This window comes from Microbacterium sediminis (assembly GCF_004564075.1).
GTDB classification, from domain to species: Bacteria; Actinomycetota; Actinomycetes; order Actinomycetales; family Microbacteriaceae; genus Microbacterium; species Microbacterium sediminis.
In genome coordinates this window covers 901,219-920,757 of sequence record NZ_CP038256.1, presented here as the reverse complement: position 1 = coordinate 920,757, position 19,539 = coordinate 901,219, and the positions used below count along the sequence as shown (strand labels likewise).

At 72.7% G+C, this 19,539-nt stretch carries 21 protein-coding genes; 8 read left to right on the top strand and 13 right to left on the bottom strand.

Features of this window, described 5'->3' with window-relative positions; translation table 11 throughout:
* The first annotated feature begins 16 nt into the window (after positions 1–16).
* Positions 17–781, top strand: coding sequence for an EI24 domain-containing protein (locus E3O41_RS04405; protein WP_067025892.1), 765 nt, complete (start codon positions 17–19; stop codon positions 779–781).
* Here E3O41_RS04405 and E3O41_RS04400 read toward each other — a convergent pair.
* Positions 738–1,133 carry a histidine kinase gene (locus tag E3O41_RS04400; RefSeq protein ID WP_067025890.1) on the bottom strand — a complete coding sequence of 132 codons (396 nt, stop codon included), beginning with the start codon at positions 1,131–1,133 and terminating at the stop codon, positions 738–740. The two genes, E3O41_RS04405 and E3O41_RS04400, sit on opposite strands and share 44 nt — an antisense overlap.
* Before the next feature lie 190 nt (positions 1,134–1,323).
* Between E3O41_RS04400 and E3O41_RS04395 the strand changes: the two genes are divergently transcribed.
* A complete protein-coding gene (locus E3O41_RS04395) occupies positions 1,324–1,572 on the top strand; it encodes a WhiB family transcriptional regulator (protein WP_067025888.1) in 249 nt (82 codons plus the stop codon).
* Between the two features lie 51 nt (positions 1,573–1,623).
* On the opposite strand, the gene E3O41_RS04390 is transcribed toward E3O41_RS04395, so the two are convergent.
* The 3 genes from E3O41_RS04390 to E3O41_RS04380 are packed head-to-tail and all read right to left on the bottom strand — an operon-like array spanning position 1,624 to position 5,038.
* Positions 1,624–3,099, bottom strand: a complete 1,476-nt coding sequence (locus E3O41_RS04390) for a sensor histidine kinase (RefSeq protein ID WP_067025887.1) — start codon at positions 3,097–3,099, stop codon at positions 1,624–1,626.
* A gap of 44 nt (positions 3,100–3,143) precedes the next feature.
* A complete protein-coding gene (locus E3O41_RS04385; RefSeq protein WP_083990909.1) occupies positions 3,144–4,445 on the bottom strand; it encodes a CpaE/TadZ family protein in 1,302 nt (433 codons plus the stop codon).
* Positions 4,442–5,038: an SAF domain-containing protein gene (locus E3O41_RS04380; RefSeq protein ID WP_067025882.1), complete on the bottom strand. Its 597-nt coding sequence runs from the start codon at positions 5,036–5,038 to the stop codon at positions 4,442–4,444. The genes E3O41_RS04385 and E3O41_RS04380 overlap by 4 nt, the downstream gene beginning before the upstream one ends.
* Before the next feature lie 88 nt (positions 5,039–5,126).
* Here E3O41_RS04380 and E3O41_RS04375 point away from each other — a divergent pair, with 88 nt between their 5' ends.
* Positions 5,127–5,414, top strand: coding sequence for a helix-turn-helix domain-containing protein (locus E3O41_RS04375; RefSeq protein WP_067025880.1), 288 nt, complete (start codon positions 5,127–5,129; stop codon positions 5,412–5,414).
* Positions 5,415–5,426: 12 nt separating this feature from the next.
* On the opposite strand, the gene E3O41_RS04370 is transcribed toward E3O41_RS04375, so the two are convergent.
* Positions 5,427–6,104 carry a hypothetical protein gene (locus E3O41_RS04370; protein ID WP_240482346.1) on the bottom strand — a complete coding sequence of 226 codons (678 nt, stop codon included), beginning with the start codon at positions 6,102–6,104 and terminating at the stop codon, positions 5,427–5,429.
* Positions 6,105–6,170: 66 nt separating this feature from the next.
* Here E3O41_RS04370 and E3O41_RS04365 point away from each other — a divergent pair, with 66 nt between their 5' ends.
* Positions 6,171–6,605: an Rv3235 family protein gene (locus E3O41_RS04365; RefSeq protein ID WP_067025877.1), complete on the top strand. Its 435-nt coding sequence runs from the start codon at positions 6,171–6,173 to the stop codon at positions 6,603–6,605.
* 7 nt (positions 6,606–6,612) lie between these two features.
* Here E3O41_RS04365 and E3O41_RS04360 read toward each other — a convergent pair whose 3' ends face one another.
* On the bottom strand, positions 6,613–6,993 hold the full coding sequence (locus tag E3O41_RS04360; RefSeq protein WP_099566295.1) for a MerR family transcriptional regulator: 381 nt from the start codon (positions 6,991–6,993) through the stop codon (positions 6,613–6,615).
* A gap of 170 nt (positions 6,994–7,163) precedes the next feature.
* On the opposite strand from E3O41_RS04360, the gene E3O41_RS04355 reads away from it, so the two are divergent.
* Positions 7,164–8,315 carry a glycosyltransferase family 4 protein gene (locus E3O41_RS04355; protein WP_067025875.1) on the top strand — a complete coding sequence of 384 codons (1,152 nt, stop codon included), beginning with the start codon at positions 7,164–7,166 and terminating at the stop codon, positions 8,313–8,315.
* An 87-nt stretch (positions 8,316–8,402) separates the two neighbouring features.
* Here the strand turns inward: E3O41_RS04355 and E3O41_RS04350 are convergent, their stop codons facing one another.
* Positions 8,403–9,431, bottom strand: coding sequence for a 6-phosphofructokinase (locus tag E3O41_RS04350; RefSeq protein ID WP_083990923.1), 1,029 nt, complete (start codon positions 9,429–9,431; stop codon positions 8,403–8,405).
* 126 nt (positions 9,432–9,557) lie between these two features.
* Positions 9,558–11,702, bottom strand: coding sequence for a DEAD/DEAH box helicase (locus tag E3O41_RS04345; protein WP_135012060.1), 2,145 nt, complete (start codon positions 11,700–11,702; stop codon positions 9,558–9,560).
* A 301-nt stretch (positions 11,703–12,003) separates the two neighbouring features.
* Between E3O41_RS04345 and xylB the strand changes: the two genes are divergently transcribed.
* Both xylB and E3O41_RS04335 read left to right on the top strand, forming a co-directional pair.
* Positions 12,004–13,491 carry a xylulokinase gene (xylB, locus tag E3O41_RS04340; protein WP_067025873.1) on the top strand — a complete coding sequence of 496 codons (1,488 nt, stop codon included), beginning with the start codon at positions 12,004–12,006 and terminating at the stop codon, positions 13,489–13,491.
* Complete coding sequence (locus E3O41_RS04335) at positions 13,488–14,441, top strand: phosphotriesterase family protein (RefSeq protein ID WP_067025871.1); 954 nt, start codon at positions 13,488–13,490, stop codon at positions 14,439–14,441. The genes xylB and E3O41_RS04335 overlap by 4 nt, the downstream gene beginning before the upstream one ends.
* 12 nt (positions 14,442–14,453) lie before the next feature.
* On the opposite strand, the gene E3O41_RS04330 is transcribed toward E3O41_RS04335, so the two are convergent.
* The 5 genes from E3O41_RS04330 to E3O41_RS04310 form a co-directional block, all read right to left on the bottom strand.
* Positions 14,454–15,311: a MurR/RpiR family transcriptional regulator gene (locus E3O41_RS04330; RefSeq protein WP_067025869.1), complete on the bottom strand. Its 858-nt coding sequence runs from the start codon at positions 15,309–15,311 to the stop codon at positions 14,454–14,456.
* A 41-nt stretch (positions 15,312–15,352) separates the two neighbouring features.
* Complete coding sequence (locus tag E3O41_RS04325; RefSeq protein WP_067025866.1) at positions 15,353–16,285, bottom strand: NAD(P)-dependent oxidoreductase; 933 nt, start codon at positions 16,283–16,285, stop codon at positions 15,353–15,355.
* Positions 16,286–16,290: 5 nt separating this feature from the next.
* Positions 16,291–17,256, bottom strand: a complete 966-nt coding sequence (locus E3O41_RS04320) for a shikimate dehydrogenase family protein (RefSeq protein ID WP_067025863.1) — start codon at positions 17,254–17,256, stop codon at positions 16,291–16,293.
* A gap of 64 nt (positions 17,257–17,320) precedes the next feature.
* Positions 17,321–17,971, bottom strand: a complete 651-nt coding sequence (gene eda / locus E3O41_RS04315; protein ID WP_205631750.1) for a bifunctional 4-hydroxy-2-oxoglutarate aldolase/2-dehydro-3-deoxy-phosphogluconate aldolase — start codon at positions 17,969–17,971, stop codon at positions 17,321–17,323.
* A 2-nt stretch (positions 17,972–17,973) separates the two neighbouring features.
* On the bottom strand, positions 17,974–18,585 hold the full coding sequence (locus E3O41_RS04310) for a glucose-6-phosphate isomerase family protein (RefSeq protein ID WP_067025861.1): 612 nt from the start codon (positions 18,583–18,585) through the stop codon (positions 17,974–17,976).
* A 189-nt stretch (positions 18,586–18,774) separates the two neighbouring features.
* On the opposite strand from E3O41_RS04310, the gene E3O41_RS04305 reads away from it, so the two are divergent.
* On the top strand, positions 18,775–19,503 hold the full coding sequence (locus E3O41_RS04305; protein ID WP_067025859.1) for an SDR family NAD(P)-dependent oxidoreductase: 729 nt from the start codon (positions 18,775–18,777) through the stop codon (positions 19,501–19,503).
* Positions 19,504–19,539 lie beyond the last annotated feature (36 nt).

Here is a 19,539-nt window from a genome sequence, read left to right as displayed (position 1 = left end):
TTCCTAGACTGACCGCATGCGGGAGTTCTGGCGCGGCGTCACCACCCTCGGCCGCGGGTTCGGGTGGTGGCGTCGCGCGCCCCGGTTGATGGCGGCGGGACTCATCCCGGCCGCCGTGGTGGCCGTGCTCTTCAGCGCCGCGCTCATCACGCTGGGCTTCGCGCTGCCGGGCATCGCGCAGTGGGCCACGCCGTTCGCCGACGCCTGGGACCCCTTCTGGGCGACGGCGCTGCGCGTGGTGGTGGCGCTGGCGGTGATCGTCGGTGCGGGCGCACTGGCCGTCCTCGCCTTCACGGCCGTGACGCTCCTCGTGGGCGAGCCGGTGTACCACCGCGTCTGGCGATCGGTGGAGCAGGCCACCGGCGGCGCGGTGCCCGATGCGCGCTACTCGCTCGCCAGCGCGGCGGGCGACGGCGTCTCGCTCGTGGTCCGCGGCATCGGGATCGGCGTGCTGTCGCTGCTCGTGGGCCTCATCCCGGTCGTGGGCGCGGTGCTCGCCGCGGTCGTCGGCATCGCCCTGGGCGGCTGGACACTGGCCGACGAGCTCACCCAGCGCGGACTCACCGCCCGCGGGCTCACGGCGCGGGACCGCCGGCGGCTGCGGCGCGGCGCCCGGGCGCGGGTGCTCGGCTTCGGCGTGGCGACGCACCTGTGCTTCCTCGTGCCGGGCGGGGCGATCGCCGTCATGCCGGCGGCCGTCGCCGGCGCGACGCTGCTGGCCCAGGAGCTCGCGGCGGCTACTCCGCCGATGCCTGATGCGCCGCCTTCGCGGCGCGCATGAGCAGGATCAGGCCGATCGCGCCCGGCACCGCGAGGGCGAGGGCGACGAGCGGGTGGGCGTACTGCCCCGTGAGCGCGCCGAGTGCCACCGCGAGCAGCAGCAGCTGCGCCACGATGCCGCCCGATCGTCCCCACGAGCGATCGGTGAGCACGGCGACGGCGAACGCGCCCACCCCCACCGCGGCGACGATCGTGAAGACGAGCAGCGCGATCGCCGTGGGCAGCTCGGCGGTGTCGCCGCCCGCCATCGCGACGATCTGCCAGCCCGCCAGCGCCAGCAGGGCGAGCGCCTCGAGGGCGAGGATCGCGGCCGCCAGGCGCGCGACGACGGGGGCTGCGGAGGCAGTGCTCATGCGGGAATCCGATTCTTGATTCATTCAGAAAACCGTTGACTCAGGTCTCCATCTGTAAGAGACTTGTTAACGGTATGTTTCCCCACAGCGTGGTGGGAGCGAGCCACGCTCGCGGCATATCTCAGCGTAATCCCCACCCGAGTTCACGCTGGATCAACCGATTCCCACCACCATATCTAGGAGCATTCCCATGGACTGGCGTGACAAGGCCGCCTGCCTCACCGTCGACCCCGAGCTCTTCTTCCCGGTGGGCAACACCGGTCCGGCGATCGATCAGATCGAGAAGGCCAAGTCGGTGTGCGCGCGCTGCACCGTCACGGAGGTCTGCCTGCAGTACGCCCTCGAGACCGGTCAGGACTCGGGCGTGTGGGGCGGCCTCAGCGAGGACGAGCGCCGCGCCCTGAAGCGCCGCGCCGCGCGCGCCCGTCGCGCCAGCTGACCACAGGCTTCCTCGAAACGGCCTCTCCCCGGAGGGGCCGTTTCGCGTTCGTCAGCGCGCGATCCAGCGCATCGGGATGTCGACGATCACCTCGGTGCCGCCGCCCTCCGGCGAAGTCCAGTCGATCGATCCCCCGAGCTCGCCCTGGATGAGCGTGCGCACGATCTGGGTGCCCAATCCCCGACCGACCTGCCCGGCCGGCAGGCCCGCGCCCGTGTCGCGCACGCGGACGACGAGGCGCTCGTCGCTGCGATCGGCGGTGATCTCGACATCGCCGTCGCTGTCCTTGAGGCCGTGCTCGACCGCGTTGGTGACGATCTCGGTCAGCGCGAGCGCCAGCGGGGTGGCGTACTTGCTCGGCAGCACGCCGAAGTCGCCGCGGCGGTGCGTGCGCGCGAGGGTGTTCGGCGCGGCCGCGACCTCGGCGACGAGGCGCAGCACCCGGTCGAACACGACGTCGAAGTCGACGTTCTGGCTGAGCCCCTCGGAGAGCGTGTCGTGCACGACGGCGATCGAGGCGACCCGGCGCATGGCCTGGCCGAGGGCGTCGCGCGCCTCCTCGGATGGCGTGCGCCGCGCCTGGATGCGCAGCAGCGACGCGACCGTCTGCAGGTTGTTCTTGACGCGGTGGTGGATCTCGCGGATCGTGGCGTCCTTGGTGAGGATCTCCTGCTCCTGGCTGCGCAGCTCCGTCACGTCGCGGGAGAGCACGATGGCACCGACGCGCTGGCCGCTCTCGCGCAGCGGGATGGTCCGCAGCGCGACGGTGACGCCGCGCGCCTGGATGTCGGTGCGCCACGGCGCGCGCCCCGACGCCACCACGGGCAGCGACTCGTCGGCGTCGATCGAGGCGTCCGAGAGCGCGGCGGTGACCTCGGCGAGCGACTCGCCCTCCAGCTCGTCGCCGAAGCCGAGGCGGCTGAACGCGGACAGCGCATTCGGGTTGGCGAACGTGACAACGCCGTCCGCGTCGAGCCGGATGAGGCCGTCGTTCGCGCGCGGCGCGCCGCGGCGGGCACCGGTGGGAGCGTCCGGGTCGGGGAAGCCGCCCGTGGCGATCATGCCGAACAGCTCGTCGGCGCACTCGTTGAACGTGATCTGCTGGCGCGAGGGGGCCCGCACCTCGCCGAGGTTGCTGTGGCGGGTGAGCGCGCCGATCACGCGCGGCTCGTCGTCGACGCGGCGCACGATCGGCACCGCGCGCACGCGCGTCGGCGTCTCCTCGAACCACTCGGGAGAGGTCGAGTCGACGATCCTCAGCGTGGCGACGGCCTCGCGCACCTGGCTCTGCCACTGCGGCCGGATCCGCTCCCCCACGATGTCGCGGTAGAAGAGGGTGGCGGCGCTGCTGGGGCGCACGTGCGCCACGGCCAGGTAGGAGTCGTCGGCGGTGGGCGCCCAGATCACGATGTCGGCGAACGACAGGTCCGCCAGCAGCTGTCCGTCGGCGGCCACCTTGTGCAGCCATTCGATATCGGATTCGCTCTGGATGCCCTGGGCCGAGACGAGATCACTGAGGGTCGACACCGCTTCAGTCTAGGCTCGCCGCCCCGCCGCGACGGGGCCGCGCGTCACGCCGCCTGCCGACGCGCATCGCGCCGCCGGTCGGCACCGGGCTCGCGCCGCCGCCGGGCCTCGGCACCCCGCCGCTCACCGGCCCTGCCCCGCCCGCCGTCGGCCGGGGCCGCCGCCAGTGGTGCCTCGAAGGGCGCGGCGAACCGGCGCACGGCCTGGGCCAGCGCGGACCGCGGCGAGGTCTGGGCGACCGGTCGTGCGGCCAGCAGCGCGGCATCGGCGGCGCGGGGATCGTGCGGCAGGAACGCCACGTCGGCGACGCCCGCGAACCGCTCCAGGGCGCGCCGCACCTGCCCGCGCGCGTCGGCGCCGAGCGCGCCGGTGCGCAGCCGGTTCACGACCACGTGCACCGGCGTCTGCCCCACGAGGGCCCGCAGCTCGGCGTGCGCGCGGATGAAGCGGGCGATGCCGACGGGATCTGCCGTCGCCACCGCGATCACGTGATCGGCGTGCTCGAGCGCGGCCAGCGTGGCCGCGTTGCGCCGAGGCCCCTCCAGGTCGCTCACGATCTCCTCGTCGCGCTCCAGCGGCGCGCCCACATCGACGATCGTCTGCGGCGACCACGTCCGGGCGGCCTCCAGCACGGCACCGAGGCGCCCGGCCGAGAGCTCCGGCCAGCGCGACGGGCGGTTCAGGCCGGTGAGCACGTCGACGTCGGTGCCCGCCCCGCCCAGCGGCACGGCGATGCGCGTGAGCTCGGCGGCGTCGAGCGCACCGGTGGCCGCCCGCCGGCACGCCGCGGCCACGCCCGGGCTCTCCTCCGGCAGGCCCAGCCCGACGGCGATCGACGGCGCGTGCGTGTCGGCGTCGATGAGCGCCGCCCGCCGTCCGCGCGAGCCCAGCGCCGCCGCGAGCTCGACCGCGACCGTGGTGCGGCCGGGCGCCCCCTGCGGCCCCCACACGGCGATGATGCGGCCCGTCGGCGGCGCCGCGACCGGCGCGATCCCCGCCTGTGCGGCCGCGACGATGCTGCGCGCGTACGACTCGAGCGGCAGCGGCGCCGAGAGGCCGAACGACACCGCCAGGCGCGCGTCGGCGGGGCGCGAGGCGAGCGCGACGATGCGCACGGCCTGTCGATCGCACGCGGCCACGAGCTCCGGCGTCAGCACGCCGCGCGCGGCGCCGACGATCATGAGCTCCGCGGGGGCGAGCGCCTCGTGCACGCGGGTGCCGGGCGCGATCGCCTCGGCCACGACCGCGAGCGCGGGGCCGGCGATGAGCACCTGATGCCCGTCGGCCTCCAGCTCGGCGGCGATCCGCGGGCCGTGCGGCTCGTCCAGCGCCAGCACGATCCTCATCCGGCACCGCCCGTCGGCACGACCGAGAGCGCGGAGCCGGCCGCGACCGCGGCGAGCACGGCGCCGACGTCGGCCCGCTCGACCACGAGCTCCACGCTGGTCTGCCCGGCCGCCATGACCCCGTCCGCCCGCACGATCGCCGCCACGGTGGCATCGGCGACGAGCACCCGTGGCGGGTCGAACCCCTCCTCCGTGGCGGGCGCCTCCCACAGCTCCACGGCCGTGCCGGTGTCGACGGCGCCGGGGACCTCGGCCGCGCTGCGCACGACGACCGTGGTCACGCTGGCCGACGAGCCGACGGCGTCGGCCGGCACCAGCTCGCCCTCGCCGATCGTCCGCTGCGCCACCACGCCCTCGTCCAGCTGCTCCGGCGTCAGGTACAGGCCCTCCACCTGCCCGAGCCCCACGTCGACGACGTGCAGGTCGGACGCGGTGACGGTCTGCCCCGGCACGATCGTGGCGGAGGCGGCGAGCACGGGCACGGTGTGCCGCGAGGCGGCCACGACGCCCCACACGCCGGCGACCGAGACGACGATCAGGGCGATGCCGACGAAGAACCGGGCGTCGCTCCAGAAGGCGCGTTTGCGGATCATGCGCCCATGGTGGCAAAAGCGACGCGCCGATCGCGGAAGTTATCCACAGTTGCGCGGCGTCTCAGGTGCGGCGCGGATAATCGATGGCATGGCGGAACTCGGAGACGGCGACGCAGCCGTGCCCTCGCGTCACCTCGCGCCGGCACAGGTCGCCGAGCTCCTCGACGTCGACGTGAGCGCGGTGATGGCCCTCGTGCACGAGGGCCGGCTGCGCGGCCTGCGCGTGGGGTCGCCCGCGGTCTGGCGGATCGATCAGACGAGCGTCGAGCGCTACCTGGAGGAGCAGGCCGAGGAGGCCCGTCGGATGGCGCTGTGGAACGAGTCGCGCATCGCCAGCTTCCCCGAGCTGTGGGGCAGCACCGGACCGCGGCCCTGACGCCCGTCGGCCTCAGCCGAGCACCGAGCCGGTGTCGGCATCGGCGCGCACCCACGCGATCGCCGTCGTCGGCACGATGCGGAAACCGGCGACGTCGGCCGGCCGCCGGGGCTCGTCGAGCGCGTGCAGTGCGAGGTCGAGGTGGTCGGCGCCGACGCGATCGAGGGTGCCGGTGATCGCGCGCCCGCCGATCACGCCGAGCGTGACGGGGACGCGACGGCGGGCGAGGTCGCGCAGCGCGAAACCGAAGGTGATGCGATCGGCCATCCGGTCGGGCGCCGCGACCGCCCGCGCGCTGCGCAGCAGGACGGGCTCGGCCGCGCCGACGGCGGTGAGCGCGGCCAGGGGCACGAGCAGCACGCCGCCGGGGGCCGTGCGCGATCGGGCCGCGATCCAGTCGGCCCCCACCGCCGCGACGGACAGCTCGTGGCGCGTGCCGTCGGCGACCTCCACGGCCAGCGGATCGTCGCCGCCCGCGAGCGCGCGGAGGCGATCGCGCAGGCCGAGCCGCGCGATCCGCAGCCGCTCGGCCTCGGAGTCCAGCGCGGCGCGCTCGGCGTCCCACTCCGCCGAGAGCTGGTCCTCGAGGTCCTGGAAGAAGCTGTCCCACCGCACGCGACGACCGTAGACCATCGCGTTTGGCAATGGGTAGTTCTCCACAGGCGCGATGCTCACAGGCATAAATGCCATCGCGCTACGGTCGACTAACTTCTGATCGCGCCGGCGCCCTGCGCAGGGACACAGAGAGGAGCCCCGATGTCCGTTCCCCTGCCCCACCCCGCGAGGCGCCGCGCGCGCACGTCGCTCGACGTCGACGAGATGTTCGCGCGACAGCGCACCAGCACGCGCGACCTGCCGGATCCCCGGCCCCTGCTCGAGGGCCTCTCGCGCGGCGTGCTCGAGGTGCTGGCCGGCGTGCGCGAGGCCGAGCAGCTGGCCCGCTGGCTGGACGAGGAGCCGTACCGATCGCTGCTGACGCGGTCCAACCTCGCCAAGCGCTCGCGCAGCGCGCGCCGCCAGCCGGCCCGCCACCCGAGCTACGCGATCCGATCCATCCGCTCCACGGAGCCCGCGGACGGGGTCGTCGAGGCGGTCGTCGTGGTGACGATGCCGGGCCGCACGCGCGCGATCGCGATGCGCCTGGAGGGCATGGACCGCCGCTGGCGCGCCACGTCCCTCGCGATCCTCTGACCCCGCGTCAGGACGCGTCGGCCGACCGACGTGCCCGCGCCAGCTCGTCGGACTGGCGCGCGAGCCGATCCTCCAGCTCGTCGACGCGCCGGCGCAGCTCCAGGATCCTCCGCACGCCGGGCAGCGTGACCCCCTCCTCCCCCAGTGCGAGCACCTCGCGCAGGCGCTCGATCTCGTCCGCCGAATAGCGGCGCTGATTGCCCTGGGACCGGTCGGGCTGCACGATCTCGAGCGCGTCGAGACGGCGCAGCTGGGCGGCCGGAACCCCCAGCAGGGCGGCGACCTGCCCGATCGTGTAGAACGGCTCGTCCGAGAGGATCCGGTCCGTCGCCCTGCCGTCGCCTCGCGCGGCGTCCTCGCCCACGGTGCGTCCTCGTTCCTCGGTCATCGGCGATCCCTTCGCCGTTTCTTGCGCGTTCGTCGCAGGTATCTTATAACTGCATTTGCAGGTTTGCTTCGCTCCGATTCGGAGGCCGGCCTGCACGATCATCCGCGGCGCCGCCCAGTGCGGTCCTCGCTGTGCCCGCTGCGGCCGGCCTCCCCACGCAGGGAGGTTCCATGTCGTTCACGACCCCGTCCGCGATCACGGCACCGGCCCCGGGGGCCGACGCGTCGCCCCGCACGCCGCTGCGCATCGGGATGGTGGCCCCGCCGTGGTTCGCGCTGCCACCCGCCGGCTATGGCGGCACCGAGGCCGTGGTGGCGGGCCTCGTCGACGCGCTCGTGGCTCGCGGACACGAGGTCGTGCTCGTGGGCGCGGGCACCAACGGCACGCGCGCCCAGGAGTTCCACGCCGCGTACGACGCCCCGCCCACCGCCCGCCTCGGCGAGCCGGTGCCCGAGGCGATCGCCGCGGCGTTCGCGCGGCGCGCGCTCGAGGAGGCCGGCGTGGACATCGTCCACGACAACACGCTGTGCGGCCCGCTGCTGGCCGGCGGCCGCGCCGCGCCGACCGTCGTCACGATGCACGGTCCGGTCGCGGGAGAGAACGGCCGCTACCACGAGCTGCTCGGCCGCAGCGTGTCGGTGGTCGCGATCTCCGACGCGCAGCGGCGCGCGAACCCGCGCATCAACTGGTGCGGGACCGTGCACAACGCGATCGATGTGGCGTCGTTCCCCCTGCGCGAGCGCAAGGACGACCTCCTCCTGTGGATCGGGCGCTTCAGCCCCGACAAGGCGCCCCACCTCGCGATCGATGCCGCCCGGGCGGCGGGGCGGCGGATCGTGCTCGCCGGCAAGCTCAACGAGCGCGCCGAGCACGCGTACTTCGACGCGGAGGTCCGCCCGCGCCTCGGCCGCGATGCCGAGTACGTCGGGGAGGCCGACGCGGCGCTCAAGCGGGAGCTGTTCGCGGCCGCGCGCGCCCTCGTCTTCCCGATCCAGTGGGAGGAGCCGTTCGGCATGGTGATGGTGGAGGCGATGGCGTGCGGCACGCCCGTGGTCGCCACCCGGCGCGGCAGCGTGCCCGAGGTCGTGGCGCACGGTCACACGGGCGTCGTCGTCGATCCCGACGCCGGGCCGCGTGAGCTGGCCGCGGCGATCGCGGCCGCCGAGGAGCTGGACCCGCGGGAGTGCCGTCGGCACGCCGAGCAGCGCTTCGATCTCGCCGTGATGGCGGAGGGGTACGAGCGCGTCTACCGCTCCCTGCTCGAGCCGGTGGAGCTGTACGAGGACGAGGACCGGGACGCGGCCGGTCTCGTCGCCGCTTGACGCACCGACACGCACGACGCGCCCGCGCCGAGGCAGCGATGTCTGGCCGCTGTCTCGGCGCGGGCGCGTGTGTCGCGGGCGGGTGACTCAGCCGAACAGCGCGGCGGCTTCCTGGTATCGCGAGAGCGGCACGGTGTTGAGCTCGCCGAGGGCGTCCTGGAACGGGACCCGCACGATCTCCGTCCCCTGCATGGCGACCATCTGCCCCCACGCGCCGTCCACGAGCGCGTCGATCGCGTGCAGGCCCAGCCGGGTCGCGAGCACGCGGTCGAAGCCCGAGGGGGCGCCGCCGCGCTGGATGTGGCCGAGCACGGTCGCGCGGGTCTCGATGCCGGTCTTCTGCTCGATCAGCGGGGCCAGCAGCTCGCCGATGCCGCCCAGTCGCGGCCGGTTGAACGCGTCGAGGCCCTTGTCGCTGTAGGCCTCCTCCTGGCCCTTCATGATGAAGCCCTCGGCCACCACGACGAGCGGTGCGCGGCCGCGATCGTGGGCCGAGATCACCTGCTCGCAGATCTCGTCGAGCGAGAGCGGGACCTCGGGGATGCAGATGATGTGCGCGCCCGCGGCCATGCCGGAGTGCAGCGCGATCCAGCCGACGTGGCGCCCCATCACCTCGGCGACCATGCACCGCTGGTGCGAGTCGCCCGTGGTGCGCAGGCGGTCCATCGCCTCGGTGGCGATGTTGACGGCCGTGTCGAAGCCGAACGAGTAGTCGGTGGCGCGCAGGTCGTTGTCGATGGTCTTCGGCACGCCCAGCACGTTGATGCCGTCGTTGTAGAGGCGCTGCGCGGCCGCCAGGGTGCCCTCGCCGCCGATCGCGATGATGCCGTCCAGGCGGTGGCCGTACATCGTCTTGGCGATGTTCTCGGGGCCGCCCCGCTCCCCCTCGTACGGGTTGGTGCGGCTGGTGCCCAGGATGGTGCCGCCGACCTTCGACAGGCCCTTCACCTCGTGGCGGGTGAGCGGGAAGAAGTCCGCGTCCACCAGCCCGCGCCAGCCGTCGCGGATGCCGACGAACTCGATGTCGTAGGTCTCGGTGCCCTTCAGCACCGCGCCGCGGATGACGGCGTTCAGGCCGGGGCAGTCGCCGCCGGAGGTCAAGATTCCGATCTTCATGCGCGCCCCACAGCCGTTCGGGTCGACTGCCGCACGCAGGTGACGTTTCCGATCTTCATGGCGCCAGCCTAGAGCCTGGATCGCCGCCGCGGGCGCGGCCTCACGGGCGACCCGCGAGCCGGCGCATCACTCCCCGCCGAGTGCCTCGCGCGTGAGGTGCATGAGGGCCGCCAGCTGCACGGAATCGCTCGACGTCGGGTCGACCGCCTCGCCGTCCAGGGCGCGGGCCGCGAGGCCCTGCTTCTGGTCGATGAGCTCGGCGATCTTCGTGTCGATCGTGTGGGCGGCGATGATCCGCCACGCCGTGACGGGCTCGTCCTGGCCGATGCGGTGGACGCGGTCGATCGCCTGCGTCTGCTCGGCCGCGGTCCAGCTCAGCTCCGCCAGCACGACGTTCGAGGCGACCTGCAGGTTCACGCCGACGCCCGCCGCCGTGAGCGAGCAGACGATGATGCCGACCTCGGGGTCGTTCGTGAACGCGTCGATCGCCTCCTGGCGGGCCGCGCTCGTCTGATCGCCGCGGATCGACACCGCGCGGATGCCGTTGGCCGCGAAGAGGGCCTCGGCCTGGTCCATGACGTCAATGTGCTTGGCGAAGAAGACGACCTTGCCGACCGAGCGCTGCAGCTGGGCCGCGTAGTCGGCCGCAAGCCCGGCCTTGGCCTGGCCGATGCGGCGCACCATGGCGAAGACGTTGTCGCCGTCGGTGCCGGCCGCCTTCGACTCGTCGAGCTCGCCCTGGGCGACCAGGCGCACGATGTCGGCGTCGATCTCGCCCTCGGCGAGCCCGCGGTCGCCGCGCGCCTCGACGATGCGGCGGTAGCGTGCCGCGAGTCGCTCGGCGAGCTGGCGCTCGGCCTCGCGGATGCTGCGTCCGAACTCGTCGTCGAGCTGCACCGGCATGTCGGCGATGAGCTTGTCGGGGAGGTCGGCGGCGACGTCCTTCTTGCGGCGGCGCACGATGCCCATCGAGATCACCGCGTCGCGCGCCGCGGGGTAGAACGCCTTGTCGGCCGGCGTGAGCCCGGTCGCCTCGAGCTTGTCCATGAGCTCCGGGCCCGGCTTCTCGCCGTTGGTCCAGCCGAGGAAGCGCCAGATCGCGTCGAAGTCCTCGACGTCGTTGATCAGCGGGGTGCCGGTGAGGGCCATGAGCAGCGAGTCGCCACCGGGCGTGGTCTCGCGGATGCGCTGCGCGAGGGCGAGCACGTTCTGCGAGCGCTGCGACGAGAGGTTCTTGATGAAGTGCGCCTCGTCGACGACCATGCCGCGCAGCCCGATCCGGGCGAGCCAGCCGAGGTGGCGATCGAGGATCTCGTAGTTGACGATGAAGACGTCGGCGAAGGCGTCGACGTCCTGCCCGTCGCCCATGATGACGGTGGCGCGGCGCTGGGGCGTCCAGCGCTCGACCTCGCGCGCCCAGTTCATCTTCACGACGTTCGGCACGACGACCACGAGCGGATAGGCGTTCGCCACGGAGGCGGCCAGTACGGACTCGGCGGTCTTGCCGAGGCCGGGCTCGTCGGCGAGCAGGAACGAGCGGTGCCCGGCCCGCACGGCCTCGAGGAAGCGGGCCTGGTGCACCATGACCTCGAGCCCCTTGGGCGAGAGGTGGTCGAACTCCGGCACGGGCGGAAGGTCCATGACGGCCGAGCCGCCGCCGGCACCGGTCTCGAACGCCTTGTACAGCGGGCCCATCAGCTCCCAGCCGTCCAGGCGACGGCGCGGCTGCGACGCGGGCTTGCTCGTCAGGTCGGGCGCAAGGAACGGGTTCGCCTCGATGCGCGACTCGATCTGCGGCGGCGTGACCGCCCGCTCGGCGGCCACGGGCGGAACCGGGCCGGCGGCCGGCTTGGCGTCGGAGATGACGAGCTCCTCCGGCGGCAGCTCCGCCCCGGAGTCGAGCAGCCAGTCGCGGCGCAGGCGCTGAGCCACGGGCGAGGTGGCGTGATCGGCCTCGAGCAGCTGGATGAGCGACGTGTCGCGCGCCGCGGTCTTGGCGAGGATCGTCGCCACGCCGTCGAGGCGCTTGAGCAGCTCGGCGCGGGCGGCGTCGGTGAGCTCCGCGTCCGCCTTGACGCGGGCGCGCTCCTCGCGAACGAGGAACGCGATCACCTGGAACTTGACGCGGTTCGTCGGGCCCAGCTTGTTCCGCTGGGCCTTGGCCTCGACCTCGCGCACCTTGCGGGCGAGGATCGGGATCAGCGGTGCTTCATCGTCGCGTCGTGCGGACGAGGGCCGCTTGCGCTGTCGCGCGGGTGCCGTGGTCGGCATGCTCCTCCTGAGCTGGATGCGACCGGTCCCGCCGGCCGTCGAGAGACCTGCGCGCCCCACGTGCAGAACGGCCCGGATGACCCGGGACGGGATCCGACCGGTGAGGCGCTCGGCTCGCTCACCCGGCGCTGTGCGTCGATCGGATGGCGGCGAGCCACCTCAAGTCTAGGGCATCGGGGTCCGGAACCGCAGAATCGTTCGCGTCGCGAGCCTGCCGACGGTGCCCGAGGACGTGAGGTTGGTAGTGTTACTACATCCGTGGCGACGTCGCACGGAGATTCCGCTCGCAAAGGAGTTCGCGTTGATCCTCGCCCACGACCTCGGGACCACCGGCAACAAGGCGACGCTGGTGAGCAATGAGGGAACGCTGATCACCAGCGTGACCGTCGCCTACGACACCGATTTCGGGCCCGGCGGCAAGGCGGAACAGGACCCCGGCGACTGGTGGCGCGCCTCCTGCGAGGCCACGCGGCGCCTGCTCGAGCGGGCGGGCGTCCGCGCCGATGACATCGATGTCATCTCCTTCTCCGGGCAGATGATGGGCGTGGTCCCCCTCGACGCCGGCGGCGAGGTCGTCCGACCCGCGATCATCTGGGCCGACACCCGGTCCTCCGCGGAGACGGCGACGCTCATCGAGGCGGTCGGAATGGAGCGCGGCTACACGATCACGGGTCACCGCCTCAATCCGACGTACTCCCTGCCGAAGCTGATGTGGCTCCGCGCGCACGAGCCGGAGAGCTTCGCTCGCACCGTCACGGTCGTGCAGGCGAAGGACTACGTCGCGTACCGGCTGACCGGCGTCCTCGCGACCGATCCCTCCGACGCCTCGGGCACCGACGCCTACAGCCAGGCTGACGGGGCCTGGTCGGCGGAGCTCGTCGAGGCCGCCGGGGTCGACGGCCTGCTGCCGGAGATCGTGCCCTCCACGACGGTGATCGGCACCGTCACGCGCGAGGCGGCGGCCGAGGCCGGCCTGATCGCCGGGATCCCGGTCGTGATGGGCGGCGGCGACGGCCCGATGGGCGCGCTCGGCGCCGGCATCGTCGACGAGTCCGACGGCGCCTACGCCTACCTCGGCTCCTCGTCCTGGGTCTCGCTCAGCGCGCCGGAGCCCCTGCACGACCCGCAGATGCGCAGCATGACGTTCAACCACGTCATTCCCGGCCGGTTCGTGCCGACCGCCACCATGCAGGCCGGCGGGGCGTCGCTGCAATGGATCGTCGACACCCTCCGCCCCGGCGGCGAGGCGCGCTACGAGGAGCTGCTCGCCGGCGCCGCGGGCGTCGGCGCCGCGGCGGACGGCCTCTACTTCCTGCCGCACCTGCTCGGCGAGCGCTCGCCGTACTGGAACCCGCGGGCACGCGCCGTGTTCGCGGGCCTGGCGCGCCACCACGGGCCGGCGCATCTGACGCGCGCGGTGCTCGAGGGCGTGGCGTTCAACCTCCGCACGGGGCTGCTCGCGTTCCTCGAGAACGGCAGGACGATCGACAACGTCGATGCCATCGGCGGCGCCGCCAACGGAGCCCTCACGCTCGAGATCCTCAGCAACGTGTGGGGCCGCCGCGTGACGAAGCGTGATCTGGTCGACGAGGCCACCTCGATGGGCGCCGCCGTCGTGGCCGGCGTCGGCGTGGGGATCTTCCCGGACTTCGCCGTCGCCCGCACGCTGAGCGGCCGCCTCGAGTCGGTCGAGCCGCAGCCGCAGACCGCGGCGGCGTATCTCGAGCAGTACGAGCTGTTCATGGACCTGTATCGCCGGGTCGAGCCGTGGTTCGAGATGCTGCCGTGAGCGCGATCGTCCGCACCCTCCTCGGCGACATCGACCCCGCCGCGCTCGGGGCCGTCGACTACCACGAGCACCTCTTCCAGGTGACGCCGCTGCTGCGCGGCGAGGAGCTCGACGATCCGGCGCGCTCGCGGCGCGAGGCGGAGCTGTTCGTGGCCAGCGGGATCGACGCGATGGTCGACGCGACCCCGCTCGGCCTCGGCCGGCGCGTCTCCGACGCCGTCGAGATCTCCCGGCGCACCGGCCTGCGCGTGGTGCACGCCACGGGCGCGCACCACGGCGGGCACTACCCCGACGATCACCCCGTGCGCGCCCTCGACGAATCGGCGCTCGCCGAGCTGTTCACCCGCGAGATCACGGAGGGGTTCACCCAGCCCGCGTGGGAGCAGCCGGCCGCCCCGGTTGCCGGCCCCGCGCCGCGGGCGGGCATCGTCAAGACCGGCATCCGGTTCTGGAACATCGGCGACTTCGAGCGCCGCGTGCTCGCGGCGGCGGCGAGCGCCCACGCGCGCACCGGCGTCGCGATCATGGTCCACACCGAGCACGGCTCGGCGACCCTCGAGGTGCTCGCGCTCCTGGACAGCCTCGGCGTGCCGGCGGATCGCGTGATCCTGGCGCACATGGACCGCAACCTCGACTCCGGCCTGCACCGCGAGCTCGCCGCCGCCGGGGCGTACCTCGGCTACGACGGCCCGGCGCGCCATCAGTACCACTCCGACGAGGCCATCATCGAGTGCGCCGCCCGCGTGGTCGACGGCCACGGGGACCGGCTGCTGCTGGGCGGCGACGTCGCGCGGCGCTCCCGCTACGCGGCCTACGGCGGCATGCCGGGGCTGGCCTACCTGGCGGCCCGCTTCGTGCCGCGCCTGGCGGAGCGGGTCGGCGACGCCGCGGTCGACCGCATCCTCCGCGCGAACCCCGCGAGCGTTCTGGCGTTCTCGCCGCGGGCGTGAACCGCGGCGGGCCTACTCGCGCCGGTAGCGCGACAGGCCCTCCTTCATCTCGCCGATGTGCGCGAGATGCTCGGTGCCGCGTCGCAGCGACACTGCGGCGGTGAGGACGTCGACGACGACGAGGCCGGCGAGCCGGCTGACGGTGGGCGTATACAGGTCGGTGTCCTCGAAGGTCTTCACGGCCAGCACCACATCGGCGAGCGACGAGAGGGTCGAGTCGCTCCCCGTCATCGCAATCACCTTCGCGCCGCGCTCCTTCGCCAGGCGCGCGATCTCGATCACCGATCGCGTCTCGCCGGTGTTGGAGATCGCCATCACGACGGTCGACTCCCCCGCCGTCGACGCGAGCATGAACTGCTGGTGCGGGTCGAACGGCGCCGAGCACGGCAGCCCCAGGACCGCGGCCTTCTGCTCCATGTCGGCCGCGATGATGCCCGAGGCGCCGTGGCCGACGAGCAGCATCGAGCGCGCGGCGATGATGAGATCCGCGGCGCGCGTGAGCTCGTCCACCGAAATGAAGCGGCGCGCGCGGTCGACGCTGCTGATCGAGTGGTCGAAGACCTTCGTCGTGATCGTCTCGACCGAATCGTCGGGCGTGATGCTCGACAGCGTCGAGGGCAGGCCGAGCGCGAGCGACTCGATGAGCGCGAACTTGAACTGCTGGAAGCCCTCGAACCCCAGCGAGGTGCAGAACCGCATGACCGTCGGCTCGCTCACCTTGCACGCGGCGGAGACCACCGCCATCGTCGACTGGCTCACGAACCGAGGATCGGCGAGCACGAGCTCGGCGACCTTGAGCTCCGAGCGGCTCAGCCGCTCGCTGGCCTTGTCGACGTATTCGAGCAGGGGCAGACGATGGTCGTAGCTCACCGCTGACACTCCCGCCTGAGCTCCCTCCCGGGGAAGCACGATCACACCGTCTCGAGTGAGTCGATTATATGAGCGACGGCCTGTTCGGTCGCGCGGCGCACGCTCGCGCCGGTGAACCCTCCCGCGTGCGGCGTCATCACCGTGCGCTCGTGGCGCAGCAGCGGCGTGAGCGCCGGCGGCTCCTGGTCGAACGCGTCGACGGCGTAGCAGCCGATGCGCCCGGTCTCCAGCCCGGCAAGCACGGCGTCCTCGTCGATCAGGGCCGAGCGCGCGGTGTTCACGAGGATCGCGCCGCGGCGCATCGCGTCGACCTCAGACACCGAGATCAGCGGCCCGTCGCCCGTGGGCGGCACGTGCAGGCTCACCACGTCGCACGCCGCGAGCAGATCGGCCAGGCGCTCGTGCCGCTCGTAGCCGGCGGCCTCCGCCACGAAGGGGTCGAAGAAGTGGATCCGCGCGCCGAGCGCGGCGAACATGCCGGCGACCTTCGCGCCGATCGCCCCGAGGCCCACCAGCCCCACGCTCAGCTCGGCGATCTCCCGCCCGCGCACACGCGTCCAGCCGCCCTCGTGCAGCGCGGCGTTCGCCCACGACAGCTCGCGCACGGCGTTCATGACGTGCGCGAGCGCGAGCTCGGCGACCCCCTGCGCGTTCGCGCCGCGGGCGGTGCGCACGGCGACGCCCCGGGCCTCCGCGGCCGCGTGATCGATGTTCTCGCTCCCCGTGCCGTTGCGGCTGATCACCCGCAGATCGGGCGCCGCCGCCAGGACGTCGGCGGTGATCGGCTCGATCCCGGCCAGCCAGCCGACCACGCCCGGCAGCGCCTCGCGGAGGTCGTCGGCGGTGGGAACAAGCCCGGCCGGGGTGATGACGATCGTGTAGCCGCGCTCCCGCAGCGGCGCGAGCTCGGGGATGCCGCTCGGGTCCACGGAGGTCAGCGAGCGGGGCGTGACGAGGATGCGATCCGCGCCCATGGGGGTCACCGGCTCGCGGCCGCGATGGCGACGAGCTCGTCGAAGCGCTCGCCCGAGGGCGGGATGTCGATGTGGAAGACCTCCGCGATCACCTGGGTCCAGCCGTGGATGAAGTAGATCCATCCGTCCACCGGCTCCACGCCGCGGCCCGCACGCTGTGCCTCGGCCTGGTCGAGGAACACGAGATCGCCGCGGTAGTTGAGGTCCCACGCCAGCGCCCCCTCGGGGAACAGCGCCTCGTCGCTGAGCGGCGAGCCCGGTGCGTCCTTGCCGAGGCCCGTGGCGTTGATGACCACCGATTGCGGCGGCAGCTCGGCCAGGACGGCGTCGTTGTCGCTCGCGCTGCCCGCGAGGACCAGCCGCAGCGGCACGTCGGGCGCGCTCTGCTCGTGGATCGCCCGCAGCGCGTCCAGCCGCGGCTGCGACCGGTTCGTCACGGTCACCCGGGCGGGCCGGTCGGCGCCGCGCGCCGGCTGCGAGAGGTACCAGTCGATGGCGATCGCCGATCCGCCCGCGCCGAAGACGCACAGCTCCGCGCCCGTGCGGGCGAAATGACCCTCGGGGATGAAGGCGTCGAGCGCGTGGCCGCTGGAGATGGGGTCCTTCGCGCTCGCGCACAGCCGGCCGTCCGACTTGGAGATGCAGCTGATCTCGTGCATGAGGGTCGCGAGCGGGTCGATCTCGTCGAAGAGGTCGTGCGCCGCGTCGAAGATGTCGATCTTGTGGGTGGTCACGAGGGCGCCGAGGCTCAGCGGGTCGTTCTTGATGAACGTGACGACGGATCGGTAGTCGGCGGCATCCGCGTGGATCGCCACGTCGATGCCCATCATCTCGACGTCGCCGAGGCCGAGCGCGTCGGCCCAGGCGGGGAAGACGCGGCGGATCGAGGAGTGACCGGTTGTGACGCCGATGAAGTAGAACGTCGGCTTCGCTGCCGGCGTGAGCGTCCTCGGGGTGAGGGTCGGATACATGGATGAGGTCCTGTCCTTCTGGGATGTGGCGGTGCTGCCGCCTGGTGCTCTGGGTCCGGCTGGGTCAGGCCGCGGCGAGCCGCGCGACGTGGGAGACCGCCTGCGCGGCGCGTTCGGTGATCCCGGCGAAGTCGCCGGCGGCGATCTGGTCCCGGGTCGCGATCCACGAGCCGCCCACGGCGAACACCTGCGGCACGGCGAGGTAGTCGGCCAGGGTGTCGAGCGTGATGCCGCCGGTGGGCATGAACGCCGCCGAGGTCTGCGCGAGCGGGGCGGCGAAGGCCTTCAGGGTCGCGACGCCGCCGAGATTGCCCGCGGGGAAGAACTTGAAGCGCTCCACGCCCAGCTCCAGGCCCTGCAGCACCTCGCCGATCGTGGCGATGCCGGGGATGAAGGGGAGGTCGCTGGCACGCGCGGCCTCGATCAGCTGCGGCGTCAGCCCGGGCGAGACGCCGAACGACGCGCCCGCGTCCGCGGCGCGACGCACCTGCGCCGCGTTGAGGAGGCTGCCGGCGCCCACGCGGAAGTCGGGCAGCGCCGCGCGGATGCGCTCGATGCTCTCGACGGCCTGCGGGGTGCGCAGGGTGATCTCGGCCACCGGGATCCCGCCCTCGGTCAGCGCCTCGGCCAGGGGCACGGCCGCCGCGACATCGGAGATCTCGATGACGGGGATGAGCCGCGACGGAGAGAGCCGGGTCAGGTCGATCGACGACACGATCAGCGCTCCCGGGCGTAACCGACGTGCGTCGGGTTGGGGACCTGCTTCCATCCGTCTCCGTCGGTGACGATGCGGGTCCGCATGCCACCGGCGTCGGCGATGATGCCGTAATCCTGGCCGGCATCGGCGGCGTAGCTGAACAGCGTCACGAACGGCTCATCGCCCACGTTCACGCTGCGGTGGATCCACTCCCCCGGCACGTTGACCGCCGCGCCCGGCGTGAGCTCCACGGCCTCGCTGCGACCATCGATCGTGTCCAGCAGCATGACGCCATGCCCCGAGAGGCAGTAGTAGAGCTCCGCGCGATCGCTGATGGCGTGGAGATGACCGCGCGTCATGGCGTACTCGTCGCCCACCGTCCCGGGAAGGAGCGTGCTCGTGCCGACGATGAGAGCGCCGGGGCCCTCCTGGTACCGCTGGTCGTACACGTAGTACATGAGGGCGTCCGCACCGCGCTCCGCGAGCAGCGCCCGATACGCGTCCTCGTCACGGTAGAGGCCCTCCAGATCGCCGAGGAGCTTGTCGTACCGGCGGGAGCCGCCGGTCATCTCACCGTTCGGATCGATCTCCAGGCGCACAGGCTGGTCGATGGTCGGCTGCGGATCACCCATGAACGCATCCCATTTCGTCAGTTCGAGTCAAGTACGAGTAGTGATACTACAGGGAATCGCGCAAATGCACCCTGGAGCACCACGAAACGCGCGCCCTGAGCGCGCTGAATGTAGTATTGCTTCCAAATCGATTCCGGGCGCCGATGCCGATGTCTGCGGCGGCGCCCGCAGGCACGAGAGGGCACTTCCATGAGCGGACTCACCGGACGGCGGATCGCGATCACCGGCGGCGCCGGCGGCATCGGCCTGGCGATCGCCACGCATCTCGTCTCGCAGGGGGCACGCGTCATCGCACTCGACGCGCGTCGCCCCGAGACGCTTCCGGACGGCGTGGAGTTCCGGCAGCTCGACCTGCTGGACGCCGCACAGATCGAGGCGGCCGCCCGGGAGATCTACGCGCACGAGGACACCCCGGTCAGCCTCGTGACCAGCGCCGGAATCGTCGAGGACGACGTCGCGGCGGAGGACATCCCCGTCGACCTGTACGACCGCGTGATGGGCGTGAACCTGCGCTCGGTCTTCCTCAGCTGCCAGGCCTTCGGCCGAGAGCTGCTGCGGCACGGCACCGGCGCGATCGTCAACATCGCCTCGATGTCGGGCAACCACATCGTCAACACCCCGCAGCGCCAGAGCGTGTACAACACGTCCAAGGCCGGCGTCGTCGGGCTCACCAAGTCACTGGCGGTCGAGTGGGGGCCGCGCGGCGTCAAGGTCAACGCCGTCTCGCCCGGGTACGTCGACACACCGCTGAACCACCTCAAGGCGCACATGCACGAGCGGTGGAAGAGCGAGACGGTGCTCGGCCGATTCGCGACGCCGCTCGAGGTCGCGCACGCCGTGGCCTTCCTCCTCGGCGACGACTCGGACTACTTCACGGGCGCCGAGCTCCTCATGGATGGCGGATCCAGCCTCATCTGAGGTAGCAGAACTACGTAAAATGGCGCTGCTTGCGGA